Annotated in this window: 28 protein-coding genes; 20 read left to right on the top strand and 8 right to left on the bottom strand. The window is 64.9% G+C overall.

What is annotated here, in order from left to right:
- Positions 1 to 64 precede the first annotated feature (64 nt).
- The 5 genes from norR to ubiT all read left to right on the top strand — a co-directional run bounded on the left by norR (position 65) and on the right by ubiT (position 4,437).
- The gene (gene norR, locus AC0KXH_RS04180; RefSeq protein WP_488224215.1) at positions 65 to 1,594 is read left to right on the top strand and encodes a nitric oxide reductase transcriptional regulator NorR; all 1,530 of its coding nucleotides are present in this window, start codon (positions 65 to 67) and stop codon (positions 1,592 to 1,594) included.
- 88 nt (positions 1,595 to 1,682) lie between these two features.
- The gene (locus tag AC0KXH_RS04185) at positions 1,683 to 1,892 is read left to right on the top strand and encodes a hypothetical protein (protein ID WP_041111285.1); all 210 of its coding nucleotides are present in this window, start codon (positions 1,683 to 1,685) and stop codon (positions 1,890 to 1,892) included.
- Between the two features lie 156 nt (positions 1,893 to 2,048).
- Positions 2,049 to 3,044, top strand: coding sequence for a ubiquinone anaerobic biosynthesis protein UbiU (gene ubiU, locus AC0KXH_RS04190; RefSeq protein WP_041111283.1), 996 nt, complete (start codon positions 2,049 to 2,051; stop codon positions 3,042 to 3,044).
- Positions 3,045 to 3,058: 14 nt separating this feature from the next.
- Positions 3,059 to 3,949, top strand: a complete 891-nt coding sequence (locus AC0KXH_RS04195) for a U32 family peptidase (protein WP_043218725.1) — start codon at positions 3,059 to 3,061, stop codon at positions 3,947 to 3,949.
- On the top strand, positions 3,943 to 4,437 hold the full coding sequence (ubiT, locus tag AC0KXH_RS04200; RefSeq protein WP_488224216.1) for a ubiquinone anaerobic biosynthesis accessory factor UbiT: 495 nt from the start codon (positions 3,943 to 3,945) through the stop codon (positions 4,435 to 4,437). Before AC0KXH_RS04195 ends, ubiT begins: the two co-directional genes overlap by 7 nt.
- 14 nt (positions 4,438 to 4,451) lie before the next feature.
- Here the strand turns inward: ubiT and AC0KXH_RS04205 are convergent, their stop codons facing one another.
- Complete coding sequence (locus tag AC0KXH_RS04205; RefSeq protein WP_212542566.1) at positions 4,452 to 4,844, bottom strand: putative zinc-binding protein; 393 nt, start codon at positions 4,842 to 4,844, stop codon at positions 4,452 to 4,454.
- Between the two features lie 89 nt (positions 4,845 to 4,933).
- On the bottom strand, positions 4,934 to 5,611 hold the full coding sequence (locus AC0KXH_RS04210) for a Crp/Fnr family transcriptional regulator (RefSeq protein WP_041111275.1): 678 nt from the start codon (positions 5,609 to 5,611) through the stop codon (positions 4,934 to 4,936).
- A gap of 242 nt (positions 5,612 to 5,853) precedes the next feature.
- Between AC0KXH_RS04210 and AC0KXH_RS04215 the strand changes: the two genes are divergently transcribed.
- From AC0KXH_RS04215 to AC0KXH_RS04225, 3 genes are all read left to right on the top strand, one after another.
- Positions 5,854 to 7,857, top strand: coding sequence for a ribonucleoside triphosphate reductase (locus AC0KXH_RS04215; protein WP_488224217.1), 2,004 nt, complete (start codon positions 5,854 to 5,856; stop codon positions 7,855 to 7,857).
- A 76-nt stretch (positions 7,858 to 7,933) separates the two neighbouring features.
- Entirely contained in the window at positions 7,934 to 8,089 is a 156-nt protein-coding gene (gene nrdD, locus AC0KXH_RS04220) for an anaerobic ribonucleoside-triphosphate reductase (RefSeq protein WP_003287967.1), read from the top strand.
- Complete coding sequence (locus AC0KXH_RS04225; RefSeq protein ID WP_488224218.1) at positions 8,086 to 8,781, top strand: anaerobic ribonucleoside-triphosphate reductase activating protein; 696 nt, start codon at positions 8,086 to 8,088, stop codon at positions 8,779 to 8,781. Before nrdD ends, AC0KXH_RS04225 begins: the two co-directional genes overlap by 4 nt.
- A 34-nt stretch (positions 8,782 to 8,815) precedes the next feature.
- Here the strand turns inward: AC0KXH_RS04225 and AC0KXH_RS04230 are convergent, their stop codons facing one another.
- Genes AC0KXH_RS04230 through AC0KXH_RS04245 form a run of 4 tightly spaced genes read right to left on the bottom strand, consistent with a single transcriptional unit; the run spans position 8,816 to position 11,934 of the window.
- Positions 8,816 to 10,189 (bottom strand): 4Fe-4S binding protein, encoded by a 1,374-nt coding sequence (locus AC0KXH_RS04230; protein WP_488224219.1) that lies wholly within the window; start codon positions 10,187 to 10,189, stop codon positions 8,816 to 8,818.
- Complete coding sequence (locus tag AC0KXH_RS04235) at positions 10,186 to 11,043, bottom strand: FTR1 family iron permease (RefSeq protein WP_043218731.1); 858 nt, start codon at positions 11,041 to 11,043, stop codon at positions 10,186 to 10,188. Before AC0KXH_RS04235 ends, AC0KXH_RS04230 begins: the two co-directional genes overlap by 4 nt.
- A gap of 19 nt (positions 11,044 to 11,062) precedes the next feature.
- A complete protein-coding gene (locus tag AC0KXH_RS04240; protein WP_052264517.1) occupies positions 11,063 to 11,401 on the bottom strand; it encodes a cupredoxin domain-containing protein in 339 nt (112 codons plus the stop codon).
- Positions 11,401 to 11,934 carry an iron transporter gene (locus tag AC0KXH_RS04245; RefSeq protein ID WP_043218734.1) on the bottom strand — a complete coding sequence of 178 codons (534 nt, stop codon included), beginning with the start codon at positions 11,932 to 11,934 and terminating at the stop codon, positions 11,401 to 11,403. Before AC0KXH_RS04245 ends, AC0KXH_RS04240 begins: the two co-directional genes overlap by 1 nt.
- Positions 11,935 to 12,165: 231 nt before the next feature.
- Here AC0KXH_RS04245 and mdtD point away from each other — a divergent pair, with 231 nt between their 5' ends.
- The 7 genes from mdtD to AC0KXH_RS04280 all read left to right on the top strand — a co-directional run bounded on the left by mdtD (position 12,166) and on the right by AC0KXH_RS04280 (position 19,005).
- Positions 12,166 to 13,590: a multidrug transporter subunit MdtD gene (gene mdtD, locus AC0KXH_RS04250; RefSeq protein WP_488224220.1), complete on the top strand. Its 1,425-nt coding sequence runs from the start codon at positions 12,166 to 12,168 to the stop codon at positions 13,588 to 13,590.
- 194 nt (positions 13,591 to 13,784) lie between these two features.
- On the top strand, positions 13,785 to 14,042 hold the full coding sequence (locus AC0KXH_RS04255) for a hypothetical protein (protein ID WP_200627960.1): 258 nt from the start codon (positions 13,785 to 13,787) through the stop codon (positions 14,040 to 14,042).
- A gap of 129 nt (positions 14,043 to 14,171) precedes the next feature.
- A complete protein-coding gene (sugE, locus tag AC0KXH_RS04260) occupies positions 14,172 to 14,486 on the top strand; it encodes a quaternary ammonium compound efflux SMR transporter SugE (protein ID WP_173425404.1) in 315 nt (104 codons plus the stop codon).
- A 118-nt stretch (positions 14,487 to 14,604) separates the two neighbouring features.
- Complete coding sequence (locus tag AC0KXH_RS04265) at positions 14,605 to 15,042, top strand: CBS domain-containing protein (protein ID WP_041111261.1); 438 nt, start codon at positions 14,605 to 14,607, stop codon at positions 15,040 to 15,042.
- A 174-nt stretch (positions 15,043 to 15,216) separates the two neighbouring features.
- A complete protein-coding gene (locus AC0KXH_RS04270) occupies positions 15,217 to 15,657 on the top strand; it encodes a c-type cytochrome (RefSeq protein ID WP_041111259.1) in 441 nt (146 codons plus the stop codon).
- 3 nt (positions 15,658 to 15,660) lie between these two features.
- On the top strand, positions 15,661 to 17,085 hold the full coding sequence (locus AC0KXH_RS04275) for a cbb3-type cytochrome c oxidase subunit I (RefSeq protein ID WP_041111257.1): 1,425 nt from the start codon (positions 15,661 to 15,663) through the stop codon (positions 17,083 to 17,085).
- Between the two features lie 78 nt (positions 17,086 to 17,163).
- A complete protein-coding gene (locus AC0KXH_RS04280) occupies positions 17,164 to 19,005 on the top strand; it encodes a nitric oxide reductase activation protein NorD (RefSeq protein WP_041111255.1) in 1,842 nt (613 codons plus the stop codon).
- Between the two features lie 71 nt (positions 19,006 to 19,076).
- Here AC0KXH_RS04280 and AC0KXH_RS04285 read toward each other — a convergent pair whose 3' ends face one another.
- Complete coding sequence (locus AC0KXH_RS04285) at positions 19,077 to 19,589, bottom strand: outer membrane protein assembly factor BamE (protein ID WP_041111253.1); 513 nt, start codon at positions 19,587 to 19,589, stop codon at positions 19,077 to 19,079.
- A gap of 95 nt (positions 19,590 to 19,684) precedes the next feature.
- Here AC0KXH_RS04285 and fur point away from each other — a divergent pair, with 95 nt between their 5' ends.
- On the top strand, positions 19,685 to 20,089 hold the full coding sequence (gene fur, locus AC0KXH_RS04290; RefSeq protein ID WP_041111251.1) for a ferric iron uptake transcriptional regulator: 405 nt from the start codon (positions 19,685 to 19,687) through the stop codon (positions 20,087 to 20,089).
- Between the two features lie 83 nt (positions 20,090 to 20,172).
- Here fur and recN read toward each other — a convergent pair whose 3' ends face one another.
- A complete protein-coding gene (gene recN, locus AC0KXH_RS04295; protein ID WP_488224221.1) occupies positions 20,173 to 21,846 on the bottom strand; it encodes a DNA repair protein RecN in 1,674 nt (557 codons plus the stop codon).
- 199 nt (positions 21,847 to 22,045) lie between these two features.
- Here recN and grpE point away from each other — a divergent pair, with 199 nt between their 5' ends.
- From grpE to dapB, 4 genes are all read left to right on the top strand, one after another.
- The gene (grpE, locus tag AC0KXH_RS04300) at positions 22,046 to 22,624 is read left to right on the top strand and encodes a nucleotide exchange factor GrpE (protein WP_074519915.1); all 579 of its coding nucleotides are present in this window, start codon (positions 22,046 to 22,048) and stop codon (positions 22,622 to 22,624) included.
- Between the two features lie 97 nt (positions 22,625 to 22,721).
- Positions 22,722 to 24,635, top strand: a complete 1,914-nt coding sequence (gene dnaK, locus AC0KXH_RS04305; protein WP_312762697.1) for a molecular chaperone DnaK — start codon at positions 22,722 to 22,724, stop codon at positions 24,633 to 24,635.
- A gap of 166 nt (positions 24,636 to 24,801) precedes the next feature.
- A complete protein-coding gene (dnaJ, locus tag AC0KXH_RS04310; RefSeq protein WP_041111245.1) occupies positions 24,802 to 25,929 on the top strand; it encodes a molecular chaperone DnaJ in 1,128 nt (375 codons plus the stop codon).
- 68 nt (positions 25,930 to 25,997) lie between these two features.
- Entirely contained in the window at positions 25,998 to 26,804 is an 807-nt protein-coding gene (dapB, locus tag AC0KXH_RS04315; protein WP_061336870.1) for a 4-hydroxy-tetrahydrodipicolinate reductase, read from the top strand.
- The last annotated feature ends 119 nt before the right edge of the window (positions 26,805 to 26,923 follow it).

The following is a 26,923-nucleotide window of genomic DNA, read 5'->3' on the forward strand; positions in this document are numbered from 1 at the left end:
TGGTGCTGGTGAACATTACCGTCTTCGGGTAGGGTTCTTGTCACCTTGTAAGGTAGTAATGACCATGATGGAAGAAGCCCTACTCGCGGACCTGATCACCGAACTGCCCAACGCCGTGCGGTTGCAGCGGCTCGTGCACACGCTGCAACAGCGCTTTCGCTGCGGTGCGGTCGTACTGTTGCGCCTGGACGACGACAGCCTGCGCCCATTGGCCGCCACCGGGTTGGTGCAGGAGGCCCTCGGCCGGCGCTTTGTGGTCGCGCAGCATCCGCGCCTGGCGGCAATTCTCTCGCAGCGTGAACCGACCTGGTTCGAACCCGACAGCCGTTTGCCCGATCCTTACGACGGGCTGCTCGACGAGCACGTCGGTGAGCCGTTGCCGGTGCACGACTGCATGGGCGTCAGTCTGTTCGTCGAGGGCAAGCTGTGGGGCGCGCTGACGCTCGATGCACTGCATGCCGGGACCTTCGACGATGCCGCCCGCCTGGACCTGCAGCGCTACACGCTGATGATCGAGGCGGCCGTGCGGGTGACCCGCCTCGAACACGAGAACCGCGGCCTGCGCCTGGCGCGCAGCGATGTCTCCGACAGCAGCTTCGACCCGGGGGAGAGCGAGATCCTCGGGCAGAGCGAGGCGATTCGCGGTCTGCTGCGCGAGCTGCAGGTGGTCGCCGACTCCGAATTGCCGGTGCTGCTGCTCGGCGAGACGGGCGTGGGCAAGGAGATGTTCGCGCGCTGGCTGCACCGCCATTCGCGGCGGCGCAACAAGTCGTTGGTGCACGTCAACTGCGCGGCGCTGCCCGAGTCGCTTGCCGAGAGCGAACTGTTCGGCCATGTAAAGGGGGCGTTCTCCGGCGCCACCACCGATCGCCCGGGGCGTTTCGATGCGGCCAACGGCGGCACGCTGCTGCTCGACGAAGTCGGCGAGCTGCCGCTGACGGTGCAGGCCAAGCTGCTGCGCACCCTGCAGAACGGCGAGATCCAGCGCCTGGGTGCGGACAAGCCGCGTCAGGTCGACGTGCGGATCATCGCGGCGACCAACCGCAACCTGCGCGATAGCGTGCGCGACGGCCTGTTTCGCGCCGACCTCTATCACCGGCTGTCGGTCTACCCGGCGCCGATCCCGCCGCTGCGCGAGCGCGGCAATGACGTGCTGATCCTCGCCGGGCATTTCCTCGAACTGAATCGGGCACGCCTGGGCCTGCGAAGCGTGCGCCTGTCGCCGGCGGCCGAGCGCGCACTGCTGGGCTATGGCTGGCCGGGCAACGTGCGCGAACTCGAGCATGTGATCAGTCGCGCGGCCCTGCGTCTGCTCAGCCGCGGCGCCTCGCGCAGCGAGATCCTCACCCTCGAGGCGGACATGCTGGACCTCGACAGCCATGTGCTGCCGAGCCTGGCGGTGGCCACCGAGCCGGCTGCACCCGAGCCTGGTGACACTGTGCTGCCGCTGCGCCAGACGGTCGATGACAGCCAGCGTCGAGCCATCGTGCGGGCGCTCGAGCTGTGCGGGGAGAACTGGGCGAAGGCTGCGCGGCTGCTCGATGTCGACCCGAGCAACCTGCACAAGCTGGCGCGGCGGCTGAAGCTCAAGTAGGCGCGCTCGTCGGCCCGCTGGCCTGGGCGGCGACTCCCGGCGCGCCGTGGTGGTCTATCTTCAATCTGCAACCTGCGAGGAGAACACCATGGCGCTGGACCGGGACGAATTCGAAGCGCTGCTCGACCAGGCGCGCGCGCATGCCGAGCTGGCGGTCAGCCAGGCCGACCCGCTGCACTACCGCGATGCCTTCGAGGCGAGCCTCAAGGCCATGCGCCTGCTGGCCGAGGAATCCGGCGCCTGGCGCCAGATGGTCGCCCGCGCCACCGAGGAATTCGAGGGCGACGAGGGCGTCTGAGCCCGTCGCGAGCCTGCCGTGGCGGGCCGTTCAACCTTGACCCCTATCAATGCTGGCGCCGAGCCGGCTCCCTAGACTGCCCGCTGTTTGCCATCAGCCGGGCGACGCTTGCGTCTGTCGCACGGCGCGCCCGTTTCCATACGTCTAGGAGTTGCCATGCACCTGGTCTGCCCGGCAGGAAGCCTGCCCGCGCTCAAGGCCGCCGTCCAGCAGGGCGCCGATGCCATCTACGTTGGCTTTCGTGACGACACCAATGCGCGTCATTTCGCCGGCCTCAATCTCGACGACAAGCAGCTCGACAAAGGCCTGCAGCTGATCCGCGAGAAAGGCCGCCAGCTCTATGTGGCGGTCAATACCTATGCCCAGCCGGAGGGCTGGTCGCGTTGGCAGCGCGCCGTCGATCAGGCCGCCGACCTGGGCGTGGATGCCTTGATCGCGGCCGATGCCGGCGTGCTCGGCTACGCCAGCAAGCGGCATCCGCAGCTGAAACTGCACCTGTCGGTACAGGGCTCGGCAACCAATGCCGCCGCGCTGGGTTTCTTCCAGGAACGCTACGGCATCAGCCGGGCGGTGCTGCCGCGGGTGCTGTCGCTCAAGCAGGTCAAGCAGGTCGCAGCGAGCAGCCCGGTGCCGATCGAAGTCTTTGCTTTTGGCAGCCTGTGCATCATGGCCGAGGGCCGCTGCCACCTTTCGTCCTACCTCACTGGCGAGTCGCCGAACCTCTGCGGCGTATGCTCGCCGGCCAAGGCGGTGCGCTGGAGCGACGAGGCCGAGGGGCTGACCTCCCGCCTGAACAATGTGCTCATCGACCGCTACGCCGAAGGCGAGTCGGCCGGCTACCCGACGTTGTGCAAAGGGCGCTTCATGGTCAATGGCAAGCGCTTCCATGCGCTCGAGGAGCCGACCAGCCTGAATACCCTGGACCTCATTCCCGAACTGGCCGCCATCGGCGTCACGGCGATGAAGATCGAGGGTCGCCAGCGCAGCCCGGCCTATGTCGAGCAGGTCACCCGCGTCTGGCGCGCCGCGCTGGACAGCTACCTCAAGGCACCGCAGCGCTATGCGGTACAGCCGGCCTGGCGCGAGGTGCTCGACGGGCTTTCCGAGGGCTCGCAGACCACGCTGGGCGCCTACCACCGCGCCTGGCAATAAACGAGGACACCACCATGAAACTAGCTCTCGGCCCCGTGCTGTTCTACTGGGATCGACAGAAGACCCACGACTTCTACGCCAGCATGGCCGATCAGCCGCTGGACGTGATGTACCTGGGCGAAACGGTGTGCTCCAAGCGCCGGGCGATGATGCTTGATGACTGGCTCGGCCTGGCACGCGACTTGGCCGAGGCCTCGCGCGCGCAGCTGGTGCTCTCCGGCCTGACGCTGGTCGAGGCGGCCTCCGAACTCTCCGCCTTGCGCCGCTTGTGCGACAACGGCGAGCTGCTGGTCGAGGCCAACGACATGGGCGCGGTGCAGTACCTGGCGAGCAAGAAGCTGCCCTTCGTCGGCGGACCGGCACTCAACATCTACAACGGCCATGCGTTGGGCGAGTTGGTGGCCAGCGGCATGATCCGCTGGGTTCCGCCGGTCGAGGCTTCCGGGCAGCTGATCGAAAGCGCGCTGCGCCAGGCCGATGAGCTCGGCGTGCAGCGGCCGGAGGTGGAAATCTTCGCCTATGGCCATCTGCCGCTGGCCTATTCGGCGCGCTGTTTCACCGCGCGCGCCGAGAATCGGCCGAAGGACGATTGCCAGTTCTGCTGTCAGAACTACCCGGAAGGCATCCCGTTGCTCAGCCAGGAGAACGAACCGTTGTTCACCATCAACGGCATCCAGACGATGTCCGCCTCGGTCAGCAACCTGCTGGCCGATTATCCGGCGCTGGTCCAGGCTGGCGCCGACCTGTTGCGCTTGAGCCCGCGAGCCGAAGGCATGGAGCAGGTCATCGCCGCCTTCGATAGCGTGCGCCAGGGCGGGCTGCCGCCACTCGCGGTGGACGGCTGCAACGGCTACTGGCATGGCCAGCCGGGCATGCTGCGTGCCGAGGAGGCCGGGCTATGCTGAAGCCGCGCACGCATCTGGTAAACCTCGGTAGCCGCCTGCTGCCCCTGGCGGCAAAGACGCCGTTCCTGCTCCAGCGTCTGGCGCTGGAGCGCAGCCTCAATCAGGTTTTCGCCGAGGCCCTGGCCGACGGCGCATTCGACGTGCTGGACGCACGCTGGATGAAGCTGGAGGTCTGCGATCTTGGTCTGGCCTGGTGCCTCACCTGCGCCAACGGCCGGTTGCGGATCGCCGAGCATGCGCCGGTGGAAGTGAGCATCCGCGGCAATTGGCGCGAATTCCTCCTGCTCGCCAGTCGCCAGGAGGACCCGGACACGCTGTTCTTCCGTCGTCGGCTGATCATCGAGGGTGATACCGAGCTGGGCCTGGCGATCAAGAATCTGATCGACAGCCTGGACCCCGATACCCTGCCGGGCTGGCTGTGGAAGATACTGCAGGGCGCCGGCGAAGAGGTCGCAGCGGCCGGCCGGGCCCAGCCAGCCGGTACCTGACAGGGGTCAGTTGTTCAGCAAGCCAGCGGCCGGGGGCGCATGCGGTCGCTGGCGATGATCGCCTTCATGTCCTCGAACAGCGCGCCGACTTCCTCTTCGCTGCAATCCTGACGATAGCGCTTGCGTAGCCCGTAGCGGCTGAGCGTGACGTGCACATCCGGGGTGACGCCGTGCTGCGCCAGGCAGGCTCGCGCGCAGTGCAGCGGGCAGCCGTCGATGGCCAGGATGCGCCGGCCGGAGTTGGCTTTCCTGACCAGCGCCTCCACCCGTCCGCCAACGCCGGCAATGCAGGACATTTCCGCCAGCCCGGCGCGGTCGAGGCGAACCGCCAGGGTATTGGCCATCTGTGCGACGTTCGAGCAGCCCGAGCAGGAATACACCAGCGGTCCGTTGTTTGACGTGGTCATGAGCACTCCCGATGCGTTGGCGAGGAGGGGGCAGTATCCGCATGCGGGCGGCCGGCGTGCATGACTGCAGTCAAGAACGGGCCGGCGCGTTATTCGTCGTGTGCAGCGAGGGTGTTCGCGTCGAGGATCTCGATGCGCCGACGCTCCACGGATATGGTGCCGGCCTCTACCAGGCGATGAAGGATGCGCGAGAAGGTTTCCGGCTGGATACCGAGCTTGGAGGCGACCAGGCGTTTGGGCACGTCGAGGGTCACCACGCCGTCGCGCTCGCCGGCGGACTGCAGCAGGAAGCGCACCACCCGCCGGCTGGCGTTGGCCATCGTCAGGGTGTCGATCTCGACCATGCGCTGGTGCAGGCGCACGCTGAGGGTGGCGAGAATCTCCAGGCAGATGCCAGGCTGCTCTTCGAGGATGCGTCGGTAATGCGGGCCGTTGAGGCTGACCGCCAGGCTCGCTTTCAGTGCCGTGGCGCTGACCGGGTAATAGGGCGTGCCGCGAAACAGCAGGGCTTCGGCAAAGGAATCGCCGGCGCGCATCACCTCGACGAGCTTTTCCTGGCCGTCGCAGACCACCCGATGCAGCTTTACTTGACCGCTGAACAGATAGTAGAAGCGGTCTGCCTTGTCGCCCTGGTGGAACAGGGTGGCACCGGCCGGTAGCCGCTTGAGATTTGCCAGCGCGCAGACCTCCTGCATGGCGGCATCCGGTAGCCGGCTGAACAGGTGGTGGCTGCGCAGCGCGGTGATGAGGGACATTTCGGTAAGCATCGGTCCTCCCGGCGCACGAGATGCAGTTGATCGAGGGGCATGCTAGGAGGCTCGGCGGCTCGGCTTCCTTGACGCTGGACAAGTAAGCCGGCTGCGCCGATCTGTCGCGTTAAAAAAATTTCCAGCATCCGCAGCAAATTGACGGTCATCAATTTATCTGCGGCCTACCTCCCTACCATGCACAGCATCTTGTGTTTTCTGAATGAACAGCAACTAGATGTTGTGAGGAGCGAGGGGTGGACATGACTGTCGGAAAGGCACCGACGCGGCTGCGCAAGCGCGATGGCAGGGACATGCCGTTCAGTACGGAGAAGATCGCGCGCGCGATTGCCGCCGCGGGCAGGAGTACCGGGGAGTTCTCCGAGCAGGCCGCGGCGACGCTGGCCGAAGCGGTAGCACAGCAGCTGAGCGGCGAACCGCATGTCGAAATCGAGCAGGTTCAGGACCGCGTCGAACGAGCACTGATGGCGGCGGGGTACTTCGACACGGCGCGCGCCTACATCGTCTACCGCGAGCGCCATGCGCGCCTGCGTCGTGACAAGAAGGCGGTGGTGGACGTCGCCGCCTCGATGAACGAATACCTCTCGCGTGAGGATTGGCGCGTACGGGCCAACGCCAACCAGGGCTATTCACTGGGTGGGCTGATCCTCAACGTGTCGGGCAAGGTCACCGCCAACTACTGGCTGGACGAGGTCTACAGCCCGGAGATCGGCACGGCGCACCGCGAAGGCGATCTGCATATCCACGACCTGGACATGCTCGCCGGCTACTGCGCGGGCTGGTCACTGCGCACGCTGCTTACCGAGGGCTTCAACGGCATTCCCGGACGGGTCGAGGCGGGCCCGCCGAAGCACCTGTCCAGCGCCCTGGGGCAGATGGTCAACTTCCTCGGCACGCTGCAGAACGAGTGGGCCGGCGCCCAGGCGTTCAGCAGCTTCGATACCTATCTCGCGCCGTTCGTGCGCAAGGACCAGCTTGGTTTCGATGAGGTGCGCCAGGCGATCCAGGAGTTCATCTACAACCTCAACGTGCCGTCGCGTTGGGGCACGCAAACGCCGTTCACCAACCTGACCTTCGACTGGGTCTGCCCGGAGGACCTGCGCGAGCAGATCCCCTATATCGGCGGCGAGGAAATGCCCTTCGCCTACGGCGAGCTGCAGGCGGAGATGGAGTTGATCAACCGCGCCTATATCGAAGTCATGCAGGCCGGCGACGGCCTCGGCCGCGTGTTCACCTTCCCGATTCCGACCTACAACATCACCCACGACTTCCCCTGGGACAGCGACAACGCCGAGCGCCTGTTCGAGATGACCGCGCGTTACGGGCTGCCGTACTTCCAGAACTTCCTCAACTCGGACATGCAGCCCAACCAGGTGCGTTCCATGTGCTGCCGCCTGCAGCTGGACGTGCGCGAGCTGCTCAAGCGTGGCGGCGGGCTGTTCGGCTCGGCCGAGCAGACCGGTTCGCTGGGCGTGGTGACGATCAACTGTGCGCGGCTGGGTTACCTCTACCGCGGCGACAAGGCGGCCCTGCTCCAGCAGCTGGATCGCCTGCTGGAGATGGCGCGGCAGAGCCTGGAGGTCAAGCGCAAGGTCATCCAGCAGCATATGGATGCCGGGCTCTACCCCTACACCAAGCGCTACCTCGGCACCCTGCGCAATCACTTCTCAACCATCGGCGTGAACGGCCTGCACGAGATGCTGCGCAACTTCACCGATGACGCCGAGGGGCTCGACAGCGAAGCCGGCCGCGCGCTGGCGCTCGAGGTGCTCGATCACGTGCGGGCGCGGCTGGTGCAGTTTCAGGAAGACACCGGGCACCTCTACAACCTCGAGGCGACGCCGGCCGAGGGCACCACCTATCGTTTCGCCAAGGAAGACCGCAAGCGTTTTCCGGGCATCCTCCAGGCGGGCACGGCCGAGGCGCCGTACTACACCAACTCATCGCAGCTGCCGGTGGGTTTCACCGACGACCCGTTCGAGGCCCTGGCGCTGCAGGACGAACTGCAGTGCAAGTACACCGGCGGCACGGTGCTGCACCTCTACATGGCCGAGCAGATTTCCTCGGCCGAGGCCTGCAAGAAGCTGGTGCGCAACGCCCTGTCGCGCTTCCGCCTGCCCTATCTGACGGTGACGCCGACCTTTTCGATCTGCCCGGTGCACGGTTATCTCGCCGGCGAGCACGAGTTCTGCCCGAAATGCGATGAGGCGCTGCTGCAGCAGGCCGAAGCGGTCCGGGCCGTCTGAGCTGCGACCCCATGCCCCGCAGCTCCGCACAATGCGGCGCTGCATACTCACACCCCAGCAAGTAAGGAGAAGCAACATGAGCCAAGCCAGCCAACTGCCCCAGGACCAGCGCCAGCGTTGCGAAGTCTGGACCCGCGTGATGGGCTATCACCGCCCGGTCGCCGCGTTCAATCCTGGCAAGCAGTCCGAGCACCGCGAGCGCCTGCATTTCACTGAAGCGGCGGCGCGGTGACCGCAGCACTTCGCGTCGGGGGGCTCGTCCCCCTGACCACGCTGGACTTTCCCGACCATCTGGCCTGCGTGCTGTTCTGCCAGGGCTGCGGCTGGCGCTGTCGCTACTGCCACAACCCGCAGCTGATTCCTGCCTGCGGCAGCGAGGAAAAGCCCTGGTCGGAGATTCTCGGCTTTCTCGAGCAGCGCGTCGGCCTGCTCGAGGCGGTGGTGTTCAGCGGCGGCGAGCCAACCCTGCAGACCGCGCTGCCCGAGGCCATCGCCCAGGTGCGGGCGCTGGGCTACAAGGTTGGCCTGCACAGCGCCGGCATCAAGCCGAAGCTGTTCGCCAACATCCTGCCGCTGGTGGACTGGGTCGGTTTCGACGTCAAGGCGCTACCCGAACAGAGCGCGGCGATCACCGGCGTGGAGGGCAGCGGCAAGGCCAACTGGAAGAGTCTTGAGCATCTGCTGGAAAGTGGCGTCGCGCACGAATGCCGGACCACCGTGCATTGGCAGCTGTTCGATGCCGATAGCCTGTGGGGGTTGGCCCAGCGTCTGCGCCGGCTGGGTGTCGAACGCTTCGCCGTGCAGTGCGTACGCACCGCGCGCATGCTCGACGAAGACCTCGCCGAGAGCCGCGCACCCTACGACCAGCAGCGGCTGTGGGAACGCCTGGATCGGCTGTTCCCGACCTTCGTGTTGCGCGGCTGATCGCCGGCGTCGACCGCGAGGGCAGCAGGCGCCCTCAGCTCCAGCCCCAGAACTGCAGATACCAACCAAAGCCGACCAGCGCGCAGGCGGCGATGACCGGCGCGAAGGCGAGGAGTCGACGCAGGCCGTGGCCGCCGCGCACGCTGATGACCTTCCAGGCCAGAAGCAGACTCCAGGCGATGGCCCCGAACAGCAGCGCCGCGCGTGCCGGCTGCGCCCAGTCCAGGGCGAAGCCTTCGTAGCGCAGGAGCTTGACCGTCGTTGCGGACAGCCCCAGGAACAGGCCCGCACCGCCCAGCGGCGTCAGCGCCAGGGCCAGGTGCTCGAACACGTCGCCACCGCGGCCCATGAGCCAGGTCGCACCGCGCAAGAGCAGCCAGAGCGCCGAGCCGATCAGCAGCGAACAACCGAAGATGTAGAGCAGGATGACCGTGCCGTCGAGCCAGGTGAAGGCATCGTTGACCTGCGGGTAATGCGTCAACAGCCACCAGGGGGCATTGGCTTCCAGTGGCCAGAAGATATCGCGCTCGACCAGCCATTCCGCGAGCGCCTGCTTGAGGGTGATGAACCAGGGGCTGACCGTCCACTGGAACGCGCCCATCGCCAGGCCGATCATGCCGAACAGCAGCAGCGTGCTGTCCCAGTGGCTGCGCGATTGCGAGCCGACGATGAGGATCTCTTCGTTCGGTGAGCGCGCGCTGAGCTGGACCGCGCCACGCTGCCCGCTGCAGCGGCCGCAGGCATGACATTCGCTATTGCCGCGCATGCGGCGGATGTCGATCAGTGGGGCGCAGTTGGGCGTGGCCAGGTGCGGCGGCTGATTTTCCAGCCAGCGCTGCTCGTCGACCTTGTAGTGCAGCGGCGCCAGCCGCGAGAGCAGGCTGAACACGCCGCTGACGGGGCATAGATGGCGGCACCAGACGCGCTTGCCGCGTCCATAGAGAAAACCCACGATCATGGCCGCGACCGTCGAACCACCAAGGATCAACAGCGCCGCCTGGGCGTAGTCGTAGACGCTGATCAACTGCCCGTAGACAGTCGTGAGCACAAAGGCGACGGTGGGCCAGCCGCTCCAGCGGATCCAGCGTGGCGTGCCCCGACCCAGGCCCTTCCAGCTGATCCACTCGCTGAGCGAGCCCTCCGGGCAGAGCACGCCGCACCAGAGTCGGCCGAAAAAAATCATCGACAGCAGGACGAATGGCCACCAAAGGCCCCAGAAGACGAACTGCGCGAACAGGGTCAGGTCATCCAGCATGCGTGCCTGCGAGGGCGGCAGGCTGAGAAACGCCGGCAGCACCAGCAGCACTACGTAGAAACCGACCACGATCCATTGCACGGTGCGAATCAGGCTGGCATGACGGCGCATCCCGTCGCCGAGTCGTGCCAGCAGGGGTGTCGCGCTATTCATGCCGGCTCCGCGGCCAGTGAGCGCTGCGGGCGGGGGCGCAGCCACAGCCAGACTGCCAGCCAGTAGAGGGCCATGGTCAGCACGGCGGCGAGCGAAGGCATGGCGCGATAGCCGGTAAGCCCGGCGAGCGTGCTGCCCAGGGTGCTGCCGTCATCGAGCAGGGCAGAGGTATCCCAGAGGGGGTCACCCAGGAAGCCATAGACCTGCTCGGGCAGCTCCATGCCCATCAGCTGGCCGGCGAAGCGATCCAGGCCAGCCATCAGCAGGGCGCCGCCCAGCAGCAGGAGCAGTACCTCGCTGACCTGGAAGAAACGCCGCCAGCTGAAGAAGCGGCTGCCAGCCTGCAGCAGGCCATAGGTGAGCAGGGCCAGGGCGAAGCCCAGCAGGCCACCGATGACGAAGCCGGTGAGGTCCTGGCCTTGTTGCTGGTTGCCGATGCCATAAAGGAACACCACGGTCTCGCTGCCCTCGCGGCCGACCGCCAGCATCGCCAGCACGGCCAGGCCGATACCGTTGCCCTGGCTGAGCCGCTCGGCGGCGGTGTTCTGCAGGCTGGCCTTCAGCGTGCGCCCGTGCTGGTGCATCCAGCCGACCATGTGCAGGATCAGCAGGCTGGCCGTGACCAGCATGGCGCACTGAAACCACTCGCCGGCACTACCGGCCAGCCACTCGCCGGCCTGCAGCACTCCCCAGGCCAGCAGCAGGGCCAGGCCAAGGCCCCCGGCTACGCCGCTCCAGAGCATGCGCAGTGCGCCGCCTGCCGCCGGCTGCTGGCGCAGCCAGGCATGCAGGATGCCGATGACCAGCAGGGCCTCGACGCTTTCGCGCCAGACGATGAACAGGGATTGGCCCATGGTTGTCTCCTTGCAGGGACTACTTGGCGACGATCTCGCCTTGCGGGAGGTCCAGATGGAATTCGTCGAAGAACGGATAGCGGCCCGGCTTGAGCGGGTGGATCACCACGAAGGAGGTGACGCCCGGCGAGAGGACCTTCTCCACGCGAAGCGGCGTACTCTCGAACTCGGTCGGCCCGCTGCCGGCGTTGTGCACGACGATCTTGAAACGCTGGCGTGCCGGGACCTCGATGGTCGACGGTTCGAAGTGGCCGTCACGGATGGTCAGCTCGTAGGTCGGCAGCCCCGCCTGCGCGCCAGCGGCGAAGCTGGCGAGCAGCGTTGCGCACAGGGCGCGTCGCAACAGCGGGAGGGCCATCAGTAGCCGCCCTTCTTGCCGATGCCGGCATAGGTGAATTCGTATGTCAGCTCGCAGGACTCGAACCAGGGGCCGACGCCGGTTTCCTTGTCGGTATGACGGCCGAACATGGCATGGCCGGAGCCGGGTGGGAGGATCTTGTAGGTCAGCTGGTACTTGCCGGGGCCGAGCAGTTTGACGTTGTCGCCGTAATGCGGCCCGTCATTGGCGACCATCGGGTGGAAGTCGCCCTTGATCACTTCGTCCGAGCCCTTCTTGCGCAGCTCGTACTGGATGCCGAGGTAGGGCACGAAGCTGCCTTCCTGCCAGCCGTTCGGGTTGTTTTCCAGGGCGCTGATGTCAGCTTCCAGGTGCACATCGGACTCGGCCGCAGCACGCATCATGCCGGCCGGATCCATCTCCACCGGTTGCAGGTAGACCGCACCGACTTCCATACCGCCGCATTGCTGCGGTTCGCCGATCGGGTATTCCTTGGCCTGGGCCAGTGGGGCGAGCAGCAGGGTGGCGGTGGCTAGCATGATCGGATGGCGCATGAGTGGTACTCCTGACGAGGTGTGACGCGAATGATCTCGCTTGCGCCTTCTAATGATAATGATTCGCGTCAATGTTGAAAGAAATAAATTGTTACGGCGACAACTTGTCGCAGACTTGCGCGCGGTGAAGAGGTGTGCAGACGGCGAAGCCGAGCCTGTACGCCGCTGCGCTGGCGAACCGGAGGGACGGCGATCCTCTAACATGATGCCCCTCGGTTTTCAGAGGCTGCCATGCAATCACCTGTCGAACTGGACGCTCGCACCGCTCGGGTCCTGCCGTGGCTGATCGCCACTGCCTTCTTCATGCAGACGCTCGACGGCACCATTCTCAATACGGCGCTGCCGGCGATGGCGCGCGACCTGGCCGAGGATCCGCTACGCATGCAGGGCGTCGTCATCGCCTACATGCTCACGGTCGCGCTGTTGATTCCCGCCTCGGGCTGGCTGGCCGATCGCTTCGGTTCACGGCGCGTGTTCTTTGTCGCCATTGCGCTGTTCACCCTGGGCTCGCTGTTCTGTGCGCTGTCGAGCAGCTTCAACCTGCTGGTCATCTCCCGCATCGTGCAGGCGATTGGCGGGGCGCTGATGCTGCCGGTCGGTCGGCTGGTGGTGCTGCGGGCCTTTCCGCGCAGCGAGTTCGTGCGAGTGATGACGTTCATCGCCTTGCCGGGCATGGTCGGCCCGCTGCTGGGGCCGACGCTGGGCGGCTGGCTCGTCGAGTACGCCTCCTGGCACTGGATCTTCCTGATCAACCTGCCGGTCGGCCTGCTCGGCAGCCTCGCCGCGCTGCGCTTCATGCCGGATCTGCGTGGGCCGGAGCGGACGCGCTTCGATACGCTGGGCTTCGCCCTATTCGGTGCGGCGATGGTGTTGATCACCATCGCGCTCGAAGGGCTTGGCGAGCTGCAGCTGCCGCATGCGCGCGTCATGCTGCTGCTCGCGACCGGCGTCGCCTGCCTTGCGGCGTACTGGCTGCGTGCCGGTCGCATCGAGCAACCGCTGTTCAGCCCCAGGCTGTTTCGCACGCGCTGCTTTGCCGTCGGCATCTTCGGCAACCTGTTCGCCCGCCTGGGCAGTGGCGCGTTGCCGTTCCTGTTGCCACTGCTGCTGCAACTGGCGCTGGGTTATTCGCCAGCCGAGGCCGGGATGATGATGGTGCCTCTGGCGATTGGCGCCATGCTGACCAAGTCGATCGCACGTCAGCTGATCGACCGGCTCGGCTACCGACGCATCCTGGTCGGTAACACCTTGCTGCTGGGGGCGCTGATCGCCAGTCTGGCGCTGTTCGACCAGCGTACTGCTGGGCTCTGGGTGCTCCTGCATCTGGGGCTGATCGGCATGGTCAACTCCATGCAGTTCACCGCGATGAACACCGTGACGCTGGTCGGGCTGAGCAATCGCGACGCCAGCAGCGGCAACAGCCTGCTCTCGGTAGTGGTCCAGCTGTCGATGAGCCTGGGCGTGGCCACGGCCGGCGCTCTGCTCGGAGGCTTCACCAGCCCCGGCGCGACGGGCGACGCCTTGCTGCACGCGTTTCGTCTGACCTTTCTCTGTGTCGGCGCCATGGCCATGCTCGCCTCGGTGCTGTTCCTGCAGCTGGACCGTATGCCAGCGCGCCCGGCTCGGGCGTCGGCCCGGCTGGGTGTGGATGACTGAGGGAGCGGTCATCCGCCCACTTCCTTGACATGTCGTGCTGCAGGCAAGTGCGCTTTCGAGCCGTATCAGCCGCGGTACGCCGCCGGTGCGCACCAATTGTTTACCTGTGCAAGTAAACAATATCGACCTGTCGTCAGTCTGGACATATCGTGGCGGCGTTGCGATTGGCGCATAGGGAGTGCGAGACAATGCCGATGAGTCTGTCCTGGATGGTCATGCTGTTTTCATCCTTCGCGGCGCTGCTGCTGATGTTGCTCTGCTGGCTGCAGTGGCTGCGCTGCAAGGCGCAGTGCGTCGAGCTCGACGTGTTGCGCGGGCTGATGCAGGGTGTGGGCGAGGTGATTCGCCGCCTTGAGCAGCGGAACGCCGAGCTGGCCGCTGGCCTGCGCGCCGAGCGGGCGCAGGCTGAACAGTTGCGCCGCCAACTCCAGTTGTTGCGCGGCCTGGGTTAGCCGGCAGTCCTCCGGTCGGCCATCTTGCGGCGCGCTGTGCTAAGGTCCGCCTCGCCGCGGGACGACCCGCCGGCCTGCCTGAGTCTGCGGGGACGACCCTGCCTGTGCATGGAGTTTGTAGCCATGAATATGGCCTGGATCATGCTGGTCGTCGCCGGCTTGCTGGAAGTTGCCTGGGCGTTGGGGCTCAAGGCATCCGAGGGATTCACCCGTCCGCTGCCTACAGTCTTCACCCTGCTCAGCATGGCGGCGAGCTTCTATCTGCTCGCGCAGGCGATGAAAAGCCTGCCGGTCGGTACCGCCTATGCAATCTGGGTGGGCATCGGTGCACTGGGTACGGTACTGCTCGGCATTCTGTTGTTCGGTGAGAGCGCCGGGCTCTGGCGCCTGCTCAGTCTGCTGCTGCTGGTGGCCGGCCTGCTGGGCCTCAAGCTGACCGCCTAGTGCCGGTTGGGCTACCCGGCCAGGTACTTTGCCGGCCGCGCCTGGCGCGATATGTTGATCGAAGGATGCCGAGAAACGGGGCGGCCCCGCCCCGACCGGAGAACAACAGGAGCATTCCATGAAAACGATCGCCCAGGTGCTCAGCGCCAAGCAGATACAAGGGGTCGTCACCATCGCCCCGACCGACTCGGTGCTCGATGCACTGAGGTTGATGGCCGAGAAGAATGTCGGCGCGCTGCCGGTCGCCGATGCCGGTGGAAAGCTGGTAGGCATCATCAGCGAGCGCGACTACGCACGGAAAATGGTCCTGCTCGGGCGCTCGTCGTTTGCCACGCCGGTGAGCGCGATCATGACCTCGTCGCTGGTCACGGTGGAGCCGCGGCAGACCCTGCGAGAGTGCATGCAGATCATGACCGACAAGCACCTGCGCCACCTGCCGGTGGTGGAAGAGGGGCGCACGCTCGGCCTGCTGTCCATCGGTGACGTGGTCAAGGAAACCATGGCCGAGCAGGACAGCCTGATCCAGCAGCTCGAACAGTACATCCGCGGCGAATAGCTGCCGCCGGGCCCCAAACCAGACGGGGTGAGCGACTGCATGCGGGTCGCTGCCTCTTTCATTGCCGGCTGAGGAAAGCCTGACTACCGCGTTCGGGTTTTTCTTGATTGCTATCAAGCGGGTTTCGATAGGCGCCTTCTTAAACTGGCCACGCCAAGCCAATAGGAGGCGACCATGTCCGAGACCTTCACCAAGGGTATGGCCCGGAATATCTACTTCGGAGGAGGCGTGTTCTTCTTCCTGGTATTCCTGGGCCTTACCTATCACACAGAGCAGACTTTCCCCGAGCGATCGAACGAATCGGAAATGACCGAGGCGGTCGTGCGCGGCAAGGCAGTCTGGGAAAACAACAACTGCATCGGCTGCCACAGCCTGCTCGGTGAGGGCGCCTACTTCGCGCCGGAGCTGGGTAACGTCTTTGTTCGTCGCGGCGGCGAGGAGGGCTTCAAGCCGTTCCTGCATGCCTGGATGAAGGCCCAGCCGCTGGGCGCGCCGGGTCGCCGGGCGATGCCGCAATTCCATCTGACCGACCAGGAAGTGGACGACATGGCGGAGTTCCTCAAGTGGACTTCGAAGATCGACACCAACAGCTGGCCGCCAAACAGGGAGGGCTGAGAGATGAGCATCATGAATCCGCATCTCAAATTCCAATCGCAAGCCGTCGCCAAGCCGTACTTCGTGTTTGCGCTGATGCTCTTCGTCGGGCAGATCCTCTTCGGTCTGATCATGGGGCTGCAGTACGTCGTTGGCGACTTTCTGTTCCCGCTGATTCCATTCAACGTCGCACGGATGGTGCATACCAACCTGCTGATCGTCTGGTTGCTGTTCGGCTTCATGGGCGCGGCCTACTACCTCATTCCCGAGGAAGCCGACCGCGAACTGCACAGCCCGAAACTGGCGATCGTCCTGTTCTGGGTGTTCGCCGCAGCCGGCGTGCTGACCATTCTCGGCTATCTGCTGGTGCCCTACGCCGGGCTGGCGAAGCTGACTCACAACGAGCTGCTGCCGACGATGGGGCGCGAGTTCCTCGAGCAGCCGACGATCACCAAGATCGGTATCGTGATCGTGGCGCTGGGCTTCCTCTACAACATCGGCATGACCATGCTCAAAGGTCGCAAGACCGTGGTCAGCACGGTGATGATGACCGGTCTGATCGGCCTCGCGGTGTTCTTCCTGTTCTCCTTCTACAACCCCGAGAACCTGGCGCGTGACAAGTACTACTGGTGGTGGGTCGTTCACCTGTGGGTGGAAGGCGTCTGGGAGCTGATCATGGGTTCGATGCTGGCCTTCGTCCTGATCAAGATCACCGGCGTGGACCGCGAAGTCGTGGAGAAGTGGCTGTACGTCATCATTGCCATGGCGCTGATCACCGGCATCATCGGTACTGGTCACCACTTCTTCTGGATCGGCGCACCGGGCGTCTGGCTGTGGCTGGGTTCGATCTTCTCCGCGCTGGAACCGCTGCCGTTCTTCGCCATGGTGCTGTTCGCCTTCAACATGGTGAACCGTCGCCGCCGCGAGCACCCGAACCGCGCCGCTTCGCTCTGGGCAGTGGGCACCACGGTCACCGCGTTCCTCGGTGCAGGCGTGTGGGGCTTCCTGCACACCCTGGCGCCGGTGAACTACTACACCCACGGTTCGCAGCTGACGGCCGCCCACGGTCACCTGGCCTTCTACGGTGCCTACGCGATGATCGTGATGACGATGATCAGCTACGCCATGCCGCGCCTGCGCGGGCTGGGTGAAGCGCCGGATGCACGGGCGCAGACCATCGAAGTCTGGGGGTTCTGGCTGATGACCATCTCGATGATGGCGATCACCCTGTTCCTCACCGCCGCCGGCGTGGTGCAAGTGTGGCTGCAGCGTCTGCCCGCCGATGGCGCTGCCATGTCGTTCATGAACACTGCTGATCAGCTGGCCGTCTTCTTCTGGCTGCGCCTGATCGCCGGGGTGTTCTTCCTGATCGGCCTGATCTGCTACCTCTACAGCTTCCGCCAGCGTGGCCGGGTGACCGTGGCTTCCACGGTCGCGGCTACCGCCTGAGTCGGGACGCAGTGAGCATCGACGGCCCGGCTGACTAGCGGGCCGTCGTCGTTTTCCAAGCGCTACGAGGTGATCACCATGGCATTCGCCATCGAAGTCGAAGAGTGGGTCGGTAGCGTCTGGCACCGTTTCATCACTCGCCGCGCCAGCCCGGACTTTCCCGAGGCGCGCGTCGAACTGCAGGAGATGCAGCGGCCGTTGTCGCTATTGTTTCGCGCCATGGGCGGTGCCAGCGGTATCGGTGTCGAGGCGGCCAGCGCACGCGACCTGCTGGTGCGGCGCAATCTGTTGCAGCAGGTCGCCGGCACCTGCAAGCAGCTGCCTGTGGCCTGGTGCGACAGCAGCAACCTGAGGCTGCCGGAAAGCCTGGCGGTCTATCCGGACCCGGCCTTGAATCGCGACCTCTATCGCTGGCTCGCACTGTTGGCCGCGCAGGCCGGTGAGATGCGCCACTGGGCGCGCGACAACCAGCGCTGGACGCAGCGCCTGCTCGAACAGTTCCCGGCAATGCGCTCGCGCTATCGCCGATTGGTCGAGGCGCACCTGCAGTTGCGTCCGGATCCGTCCGACCTGCCCCGTGGCGAGGCCGCCCTGGAGCAGGCCGTGTGTCAGGCGCTGCGAGAACCCGGTTGTGTCGTGCAGTTCCCGCGCAGCGAACGTGCGCCCTGGCCCGTACCGTTGTGGCTCTATCCGGCGCAGAACCTGGGCGAACCGCAGAGTCTGGATCAGGGCGCGGACGGCGAGGGTGCTCTGGAAAGTCCGCCTAACGGCCAGAGCCGACAGCGCAAGCGGGCCCGACGCGTCGAGGACAGCACCAGCAAGAGTGGCCTGCTGCTGTTTCGTCTGGAGAACCTGTTCAGCTGGTCCGAGCATGTCGAGCTGGATCGCTGCGGCGACGATACCGAGGACCTGGACGCCGCCCGCGTGGCCGAGGACCTGGACGAACTGGCCCTGTCGCGCCAGCGCATGCGCCAGGGTGGCGGGCTGAAACTCGACCTGGACCTGCCGGCGGCAGACTTCGACGACATTCCATTGGGCCCCGGAATCAAACTGCCGGAGTGGGACTATCGCAAGCAGAGCCTGCAGAAGGACTTCGTCAACCTCCAGATGATGCTGCCGCGGGGCGCCGAAGCGAAGCCGCTGCCGATACGTCTGGCGCCGCTGGCGCGGCGCTTGCGGCGTCAGTTCGAGCACCTGCGTACCGATCGTCAGTGGCTGCGCCAGCAGCCGCAAGGCTCGGAGCTGGACCTTCAGGCTTGGCTCGACTTCCACGTCGAAAGGCAGAACGGCCATTGTGCCGAGCGCGGTCTGTTCATGGAGCAGCGGCAGAATCGCCGTGACCTGGCCTGCCTGTTGCTGGCCGATCTCTCGATGTCGACCGATGCGCATCTGGATAACGAGCACCGGGTCATCGACGTAGTGACCGACAGCATGCTGCTGTTTGGCGAGGCGCTGTCGACTGTCGGCGATCAGTTCGCCCTCTATGGGTTCTCCTCGCTGCGCCGCCAGCAGGTGCGCATGCAGGAGCTCAAGAGTTTCCGCCAGGCCTATGGCGATGAGACGCGCGGGCGCATTCAGGCACTCAAGCCGGGCTACTACACGCGCATGGGGGCGGCGATCCGCCAGGCCACCCGTCTATTGGCCGAGTGCAAGCAGCGGCGCAAGCTGCTGTTGCTGGTGACCGATGGCAAGCCGAACGATCTGGACCTGTATGAAGGGCGCTACGGTGTCGAAGATACGCGCCAGGCGGTACTGGAGGCGCGTCAGCAGGGACTGCTGCCTTTCTGCATCACCATCGACCGCGAGGCCGGCGATTACCTGCCGTACATGTTCGGGGCCAACGGCTACACGCTGATCAAGGAGCCGCAACAGCTGCCGGTGCGTCTGCCGCAACTGTACAGGCAGTTGACCCAACGCTGAGTCAGCAGCGGCTGGTGAGGCCTCTGCCAGGGACAGGGAGAAAAGAAAGCCCGGCGATAGCCGGGCTTTGTTCATTCGGTTTCCAGCGGCTCCGGGATCGGAACCGGAACGGGTTCGGCCGCATCGACCTCGCGCTGGATTTCCTCGAGCAGCGAGCCCGGCGTCGGCCGCTCGGCCGGCTGCTGGGCCGGCTTTTCGCTGACGCTGGACGGCGTCGGCGAGGTGCCGAGAATCTCTTCGTCGCGGCTGACACCGGGCATGAAGTCGCCGGCCAGGCCTACCAGTTGATCGTTGCCGTCGAACACCAGGCTGACCCGCTCCTGCTGACGCTGGCTACCGCCAGGCTGGATACTGTAGAGGTAATCCCAGCGATTGGCGTGGAAGGTGTCGGTGATCAGGGGGTTGCCCATGATAAACCGCACTTGCTTACGGGTCATTCCGGGGCGCAGCTGATCTATCATGTCCTGCGTGACGACATTGCCCTGTTGAATGTCGACCTTATATACCCCAGGAAACGAACAACCGGCGAGTGCGAACAGGCCCACGAGCGTGAGGCTGGTCAGCATGAGCTTGGTGTTTTGCATCGGTGGGTGACTTCCACTATCTTGGCTGGGCAAAGAACCCGGATCATACCCGTATTGAAGGAGGCTGCGAAACAGCAGCAGCGAGAAAGCCAACCATGGTTGAGAACAACGAACTTCGTAAAGCTGGTCTGAAAGTAACCCTTCCCCGGGTGAAGATTCTGCAAATGCTCGACAGCACGGGCCAGCGCCACATGAGCGCCGAGGACGTCTACAAGGCGCTGATGGAGGCCGGTGAAGACGTCGGTCTGGCGACTGTCTACCGCGTTCTGACTCAATTTGAGGCGGCTGGCCTGGTGGTTCGCCACAACTTCGATGGGGGGCATGCCGTATTCGAGCTGGCCGACGGTGGCCATCACGACCATATGGTCTGCGTTGATAGCGGTGATGTCATCGAGTTCTTCGATTCGGAGATCGAAAAGCTGCAGAAGGAGATCGTCGCTCGCCACGGCTACGAGCTGGTCGATCACAATCTGGTGCTCTACGTGCGCAAGAAGGGCTGATCAGCGCGGTCGATACTGAAACCCCGCCCATAGTGGCGGGGTTTTTCATTTATGGCGGCTGCAGCTGCTCTCGCGGCGAAGCGTTATGCCTGCGCGGTAGAGACCATCTGCCGGGCATGGGCCAGCGACTGTTCGGTCAGGTCGACCCCACCGAGCATTCTGGCGATTTCTTCGACCCTGGCGTCGCCATTCAGCTCGGCAACTGCGGTGCGGGTTTCGTCGACGCCGCGCGCCTTGTGCACGAACAGGTGGTTGTGGCCCTGGGCGGCTACCTGCGGCAGGTGGGTAACTGTGAGTACCTGGCCGCGCTCGCCGAGACGACGCAACAGTTGGCCGACAATCTCGGCCGTAGGGCCGCCGATGCCGACATCGACTTCGTCGAATACCAGCGTCGGCGTGCGCGAGGTCTGTGCGGTGATGACCTGAATCGCCAGGCTGATGCGCGAGAGTTCACCGCCCGAAGCGACCTTGGCCAGGGCACGCGGCGGCTGACCGGGGTTGGCACTGACCAGGAACTCCACCAGTTCCAGGCCGTGTGGCGGGTTCTCGCCCGGCGCGACCGGCTTGAGCACCACGCTGAAGCGCCCGCCCGGCATTCCCAGGCGCTGGATCTCGTCTTCCACCGCTTCGCCCAGGCAGGTAGCCGCCGCCTGACGAACGCGGCTCAGCTCTTCGGCCTTCTCGAGGTAATGCCGTGCGTAGGCTTCGAGCTCCTCGCCCAGACGTTCGACGGCCTCGTCATCGGCGTTCAGGCTTTCCAGCTCGCTCAGCAGGCGTTGCTGCAGCTCGGGCAGTTCGGCCGGCTGTACACGATGCTTGCGTGCCAGGCCGTAGATGGCATCCAGTCGTTCTTCCAGCGCTTGTTGGCGCTGGGGGTCCGCGTCGAAATGGTCGATGAAACGGTTGAGCTCGCCAACTGCTTCCTCGACCTGGATCTGCGCACTGGCGAGCAGGTTGACGGCTTCGCCCAGCGCGCCGGATTGACCCTGGAAAGCCGTCAGGCGTTGCAGGCTTGACGTGAGCGCCGATAGCACATTCCCGGCATCGTTCTCGCTACAGAGTTCCATGACCTGCTGGCAGGCGCCGAGCAGTTGCCCGGCATTGGCGAGGTTCTTGTGCTCCTGCTCCAGTTGCTCCAGTTCATGTTCGCCCAACGCCAGATTCTCCAGCTCTTCGAGCTGATAGCTGAGCAACTGATGGCGTGCACGTTGCTCGTCGCTCGCGTTGCTCAGGCGGTCGAGCGTCTGGCGTGTTTGCTTCCAGCGCTGCGCAGCGAGATGGACCTGCCGGGCCAGCTCCTGAGCGCCGGCGTACTCGTCCAGCAAGCGGCGATGCGTGTCTGGCTTGAGCAGCGATTGATGCTCGTGCTGGCTGTGAATATCGATCAAAAGCTCGCCGAGCGCCTTGAGATCGCCTTGCGGGCAGGGCGACCCGTTGATGTAGCCGCGCGAACGACCTTCGGCCGTAATCACGCGGCGCAGGATGCACGGTCCGTCGTTGTCGAGGTCGCGCGCGGCCAGCCAGGCCTGGGCATCAGGGATATCGGCCAGATCGAAGCTGGCAAGGATATCTGCCTTGTCCGCACCCTGGCGGACCACGCTGCTGTCGGCGCGATCACCAAGTGCGAGGCCCAGCGCATCGAGCATGATCGACTTGCCTGCGCCCGTTTCGCCGCTGATCACCGTCATCCCTCGCTGCAGTTCGAGATCGAGGTGTTCGACGATGGCGTAGTTGTGGACCGACAGATGGACCAGCATGGCGGCGCTCCAATTGATGTGGCTGGCTATTTATACAGTGCTTTTTCGGCGCCCTTCAAGCACCGTCGAACGCTGCATCGAGTCGGCTGCGGCGGATGTGTCGCCTTTTTGCGCATATCTGCTCCCGGTGCCTTGAAGCGCTCTTCGCTGCCCCCATATAGCGGCACATGCGCGGGGGATGCCCCGCATTGAGACAGATATGGAGGAGCGCATGGCCGACGAGCAGAACCTGGATAACCAGCCCCCGGAAAATCCCGAAGCCGAAAACAGCGTGGCCGAGGATCTTGCCGCGCGCGTGCAGTCGCTCGAAGAGCAGCTCGCCGCGGCGCAGGATCAGTCGCTGCGCGTGGCTGCCGAGTTGCAGAACATCCGCCGACGTGCCGAGCAGGACGTGGAAAAGGCGCACAAGTTCGCCCTGGAGAAGTTCGCTGGCGACCTGTTGCCGGTAGCCGACAGCCTGGAGCGTGGCCTGGAGCTGACACGGCCGGACGACGAGACCAGCAAGGCGGTGCGCGAAGGGCTCGAGCTGACCCATAAGCTGCTGCTCGACACGCTCGCACGGCACCAGCTCGTGGCAGTCGACCCGGTGGGTGAACCCTTCAATCCCGAGCACCACCAGGCGATGGCAATGGAGGAGAGCATGCATGCCGAGCCAGGCAGCGTGATCAAGGTGTTCCAGAAGGGCTACCTGCTCAATGGGCGGCTGTTGCGGCCGGCCATGGTTGTTGTCAGCAAGGCTCCGGCAGACGCGCCGCCTTCGATCGACGAGAAGGCTTGAAATAGCGGGCGCAGGCCCCATCTGCTAGGCAAGCGAAATTAAAGCTTTATCCGGCGCCAGGCTGAAGGCGCGGACCAACCAAGATTCGGAGAGAGATATGGGCAAAATCATCGGTATCGACCTGGGGACCACCAACTCCTGCGTCTCCATCATGGAAAACGGCAACGTCAAGGTCATCGAGAACGCCGAGGGCGCGCGCACCACGCCTTCGATCATCGCCTACACCAATGATGGCGAAACCCTGGTCGGCCAGTCGGCCAAGCGCCAGGCGGTGACCAATCCGCAGAACACCCTTTATGCAGTCAAGCGTCTGATCGGTCGTCGCTTCGAAGAGGACGTCGTGCAGAAGGACATCAAGATGGTGCCCTACAGCATCGTCAAGGCCGACAACGGCGATGCCTGGGTGGAGGTGAAGGGCCAGAAGATGGCGCCGCCACAGATCAGCGCCGAAGTCCTGAAGAAGATGAAGAAGACCGCCGAGGACTATCTGGGTGAAGCCGTGACCGAGGCGGTGATCACCGTGCCGGCCTACTTCAACGACAGCCAGCGCCAGGCCACCAAGGACGCCGGTCGCATCGCCGGCCTGGACGTCAAGCGGATCATCAACGAGCCGACCGCTGCGGCGCTGGCCTACGGCATGGACAAGGCCAAGGGCGACCATACCGTGATCGTCTATGACCTGGGCGGCGGTACCTTCGACGTGTCGGTGATCGAGATCGCCGAGGTCGACGGTGAGCATCAGTTCGAGGTGCTGGCCACCAATGGCGATACCTTCCTCGGTGGTGAAGACTTCGACATTCGCCTGATCGACTATCTCGTCGACGAGTTCAAGAAGGAAAGCGGCATCAACCTCAAGGGTGATCCGCTGGCCATGCAGCGCTTGAAGGAAGCGGCCGAGAAGGCCAAGATCGAGCTGTCCTCCAGCCAGCAGACCGACGTCAACCTGCCGTACATCACGGCCGATGCGTCCGGTCCGAAGCACCTGAACGTGAAGATCTCCCGTGCCAAGCTGGAGTCGCTGGTCGAGGATCTGGTCGAGCGGACCATCGAGCCGTGCCGCATCGCACTGAAGGATGCCGGCATCGACGTCTCCAAGATCGACGACGTGATCCTGGTCGGTGGCCAGACCCGCATGCCGCTGGTGCAGAAGCAGGTCGCCGAGTTCTTCGGCAAGGAGCCGCGCAAGGACGTCAACCCGGACGAAGCCGTTGCCATGGGTGCTGCCATTCAGGGCGCGGTGCTGGCTGGCGACGTCAAGGACGTGCTGCTGCTGGACGTGTCGCCGCTGACGCTGGGCATCGAGACCCTCGGCGGTGTGATGACTCCGCTGATCGAGAAGAACACCACCATCCCGACCAAGAAGTCGCAGGTGTTCTCCACCGCCGACGACAACCAGAGTGCCGTGACCATCCACGTGCTGCAGGGTGAGCGCAAGCAGGCGGCGCAGAACAAGTCGCTGGGTCGCTTCGATCTGGCTGACATCCCGCCGGCGCCGCGCGGCATGCCGCAGATCGAGGTCACCTTCGACATCGATGCCAACGGCATTCTGCATGTGTCCGCCAAGGACAAGGCGACCGGCAAGCAACAGTCGATCGTGATCAAGGCCAACTCCGGTCTGTCCGAGGAGGAGATCGAGCAGATGGTGCGCGACGCTGAGGCCAACGCCGAGGAGGATCGCAAGTTCGAGGAGCTGGTGACGGCGCGCAACCAGGGTGATCAGCTGGTGCATGCCACGCGCAAGATGTTGACCGAGGCTGGCGACAAGGCCAGTGCGGATGACAAGGCCAGCATCGAGAAGGCGCTGGGCGAGCTGGAAGCAGCGGTCAAGGGCGATGACAAGGCGGAAATCGAAGCGAAGATCGCTGCCGTGTCCCAGGCGTCCACTCCGCTGGCCCAGAAGATGTATGCCGAGCAGCCGCAGGGCGGCGAGGGGCAGGCCGAGGCAGGCAAGTCGCAGGCGGGCGATGACGTCGTGGATGCCGAGTTCGAAGAGGTCAAGGACAACAAGTAAGCTTCCGCTTATGACCCCTGGGGTTTCCAGGGATGCGGCAGCGCCTCGGGCCTGCCGCTTTTCGCTCCAGCTCGACCGGCTGCCTCCGGTCGGGCCGACTGCCACGCGGGAGTTCACTCCCGCGTCGGCGTGTCTGGAGGGCATGAATTGAGGGTTCAGGAAAGTTATGGCCAAACGTGATTATTACGAAGTGCTGGGTGTCGAGCGCGGCGCGAGCGAGGCGGATCTGAAAAAGGCCTACCGCCGCCTCGCCATGAAGCACCACCCGGACCGTAATCCGGGCGACAAGGCGGCTGAAGAGGCGTTCAAGGAGGCCAACGAGGCCTATGAAGTGCTCTCCGATGCCAGCAAGCGGGCAGCCTATGACCAGTATGGTCACGCCGGGGTCGACCCGCAGATGGGTGGGGCTGGCGGTGCAGGTTTTGGTGGTGCCAACTTCTCGGACATCTTCGGTGACGTCTTCAGCGATTTCTTTGGTGGCGCCCGCGGAGCTTCGCGTGGCGGCTCCCAGCGCGGCAGCGATCTGCGCTACACGCTCGAGCTGGATCTCGAGGAGGCTGTGCGCGGCACCACAGTGACCATTCGGGTCCCGACGCTTGCCGAGTGCAAGGTCTGCAACGGCTCTGGCGCGAAGAAGGGAACCACGCCGGTCACCTGTACGACCTGTGGTGGTATTGGCCAGGTGCGCATGCAGCAGGGGTTCTTCTCCGTGCAGCAGACCTGCCCGCGCTGCCATGGCAGCGGCAAGATGATCTCCGACCCATGCGGCAGCTGCCACGGGCAGGGGCGTGTGGAAGAGCAGAAGACCCTGTCGGTGAAGGTGCCGGCTGGTGTCGATACCGGCGATCGCATCCGTCTGTCCGGCGAGGGTGAAGCCGGTACCCAGGGCGGTCCGGCGGGGGACCTCTATGTTGTGGTCAGCGTGCGCGAGCATCCGATCTTCCAGCGCGACGGCAAACATCTGTACTGCGAAGTGCCGATCAGCTTTGCCGATGCCGCGCTTGGTGGTGAGCTGGAGGTGCCCACGCTTGATGGTCGAGTGAAGCTGAAGATTCCCGAGGGTACGCAAACCGGCAAGCAGTTCCGCCTGCGGGGTAAGGGAGTCGCACCCGTGCGTGGGGGCGCGCCGGGCGATCTGATGTGCCGCGTCGTGGTGGAAACGCCGGTGAACCTGAGCAAGCGTCAGCGCGAGATACTCGAAGAGTTTCGCGCCTCGCTGCAGGGCAACACCTCCCATTCGCCCAGGGCCAGTGGCTGGTTCGAGGGTGTGAAGCGCTTTTTCGGCGACGTGTGAGTGCCGGCCGAAGGCTGCCGCGATGCGCGCAAGCCTTCGGCCTTCCGTGACCCTTGGAGCTATTGGATATGCGACGTATTGCAGTGATGGGTGCCGCCGGGCGCATGGGCAAGATCCTGATCGAGGCGGTACAGCAGACCGCGGGCGCGGCTGGCCTGACCGCGGCGATCGATCGCCCGGACAGCACCCTGGTCGGGGCTGATGCCGGCGAACTGGCGGGCATCGGGCGTCTCGGCGTGCCCTTGTCGGGCGACCTGGCCAGGGCCGTGGACGAATTCGATGTCCTGATCGACTTCACGCATCCTTCCGTCACCTTGAAGAATCTGGAGATCTGTCGTCGGGCCGGCAAGGCCATGGTGATCGGTACCACCGGGTTCTCGGCCGAGGAGAAGGAGCGCCTTGCGCAGGCGGCCAAGGATATTCCCGTCGTCTTCGCTGCCAACTTCAGCGTGGGTGTCAACCTCTGCCTGAAGCTGCTCGATACGGCCGCGCGCGTGCTCGGCGACGATGTGGATATCGAAATCATCGAGGCCCACCATCGGCACAAGGTCGATGCGCCATCCGGCACCGCGCTGCGCATGGGAGAGGTGGTGGCCGAAGCGCTCGGGCGCGACCTGCAGAAGGTCGCCGTCTATGGTCGCGAGGGGCAGACCGGCGCGCGGCAACGCGAAACCATCGGCTTTGCCACAGTGCGTGCCGGGGATGTGGTGGGAGACCACACGGTGCTGTTCGCCGCCGATGGCGAGCGTGTGGAGATCACCCACAAGGCCTCCAGCCGCATGACCTTCGCCAAGGGTGCGGTGCGCGCTGCGCTATGGCTCGACGGCAAGCCGGCTGGCCTTTATGACATGCAGGATGTGCTCGGGCTGCATTGAGCGGTCATCCGGCTACTCTGTCGGGGTGGACCAAAATAGGCTTTTTCTGTAAGCTGCCCGCTTTAGTGTGTCCACTAAAAGTTGCGCAGAAATGAATCAAACAAAAAAGCGGGATGACC

The organism is Stutzerimonas sp. CXK-1 (assembly GCF_057738225.1).

Bases quoted from the DNA above. Each gene is read 5' to 3' on its own strand.
- AC0KXH_RS04245 (WP_043218734.1), bottom strand. From the start codon at position 11,934: ATGCGCCATCCGATCATGCTAGCCACCGCCACCCTGCTGCTCGCCCCA.
- AC0KXH_RS04265 (WP_041111261.1), top strand. From the start codon at position 14,605: ATGAAAACGATCGCCCAGGTGCTCAGCGCCAAGCAGATACAAGGGGTC.
- nrdD (WP_003287967.1), top strand. From the start codon at position 7,934: ATGAGCCAAGCCAGCCAACTGCCCCAGGACCAGCGCCAGCGTTGCGAA.
- AC0KXH_RS04255 (WP_200627960.1), top strand. From the start codon at position 13,785: ATGAGTCTGTCCTGGATGGTCATGCTGTTTTCATCCTTCGCGGCGCTG.
- norR (WP_488224215.1), top strand. From the start codon at position 65: ATGATGGAAGAAGCCCTACTCGCGGACCTGATCACCGAACTGCCCAAC.
- AC0KXH_RS04230 (WP_488224219.1), bottom strand. From the start codon at position 10,189: ATGAATAGCGCGACACCCCTGCTGGCACGACTCGGCGACGGGATGCGC.
- AC0KXH_RS04270 (WP_041111259.1), top strand. From the start codon at position 15,217: ATGTCCGAGACCTTCACCAAGGGTATGGCCCGGAATATCTACTTCGGA.
- AC0KXH_RS04235 (WP_043218731.1), bottom strand. From the start codon at position 11,043: ATGGGCCAATCCCTGTTCATCGTCTGGCGCGAAAGCGTCGAGGCCCTG.
- AC0KXH_RS04185 (WP_041111285.1), top strand. From the start codon at position 1,683: ATGGCGCTGGACCGGGACGAATTCGAAGCGCTGCTCGACCAGGCGCGC.
- dnaJ (WP_041111245.1), top strand. From the start codon at position 24,802: ATGGCCAAACGTGATTATTACGAAGTGCTGGGTGTCGAGCGCGGCGCG.
- AC0KXH_RS04195 (WP_043218725.1), top strand. From the start codon at position 3,059: ATGAAACTAGCTCTCGGCCCCGTGCTGTTCTACTGGGATCGACAGAAG.
- AC0KXH_RS04275 (WP_041111257.1), top strand. From the start codon at position 15,661: ATGAGCATCATGAATCCGCATCTCAAATTCCAATCGCAAGCCGTCGCC.
- dnaK (WP_312762697.1), top strand. From the start codon at position 22,722: ATGGGCAAAATCATCGGTATCGACCTGGGGACCACCAACTCCTGCGTC.
- AC0KXH_RS04240 (WP_052264517.1), bottom strand. From the start codon at position 11,401: ATGGCCCTCCCGCTGTTGCGACGCGCCCTGTGCGCAACGCTGCTCGCC.
- grpE (WP_074519915.1), top strand. From the start codon at position 22,046: ATGGAGGAGCGCATGGCCGACGAGCAGAACCTGGATAACCAGCCCCCG.
- fur (WP_041111251.1), top strand. From the start codon at position 19,685: ATGGTTGAGAACAACGAACTTCGTAAAGCTGGTCTGAAAGTAACCCTT.
- ubiT (WP_488224216.1), top strand. From the start codon at position 3,943: ATGCTGAAGCCGCGCACGCATCTGGTAAACCTCGGTAGCCGCCTGCTG.
- AC0KXH_RS04285 (WP_041111253.1), bottom strand. From the start codon at position 19,589: ATGCAAAACACCAAGCTCATGCTGACCAGCCTCACGCTCGTGGGCCTG.
- AC0KXH_RS04215 (WP_488224217.1), top strand. From the start codon at position 5,854: ATGACTGTCGGAAAGGCACCGACGCGGCTGCGCAAGCGCGATGGCAGG.
- AC0KXH_RS04280 (WP_041111255.1), top strand. From the start codon at position 17,164: ATGGCATTCGCCATCGAAGTCGAAGAGTGGGTCGGTAGCGTCTGGCAC.
- recN (WP_488224221.1), bottom strand. From the start codon at position 21,846: ATGCTGGTCCATCTGTCGGTCCACAACTACGCCATCGTCGAACACCTC.
- dapB (WP_061336870.1), top strand. From the start codon at position 25,998: ATGCGACGTATTGCAGTGATGGGTGCCGCCGGGCGCATGGGCAAGATC.
- mdtD (WP_488224220.1), top strand. From the start codon at position 12,166: ATGCAATCACCTGTCGAACTGGACGCTCGCACCGCTCGGGTCCTGCCG.
- ubiU (WP_041111283.1), top strand. From the start codon at position 2,049: ATGCACCTGGTCTGCCCGGCAGGAAGCCTGCCCGCGCTCAAGGCCGCC.
- AC0KXH_RS04205 (WP_212542566.1), bottom strand. From the start codon at position 4,844: ATGACCACGTCAAACAACGGACCGCTGGTGTATTCCTGCTCGGGCTGC.
- sugE (WP_173425404.1), top strand. From the start codon at position 14,172: ATGGCCTGGATCATGCTGGTCGTCGCCGGCTTGCTGGAAGTTGCCTGG.
- AC0KXH_RS04210 (WP_041111275.1), bottom strand. From the start codon at position 5,611: ATGCTTACCGAAATGTCCCTCATCACCGCGCTGCGCAGCCACCACCTG.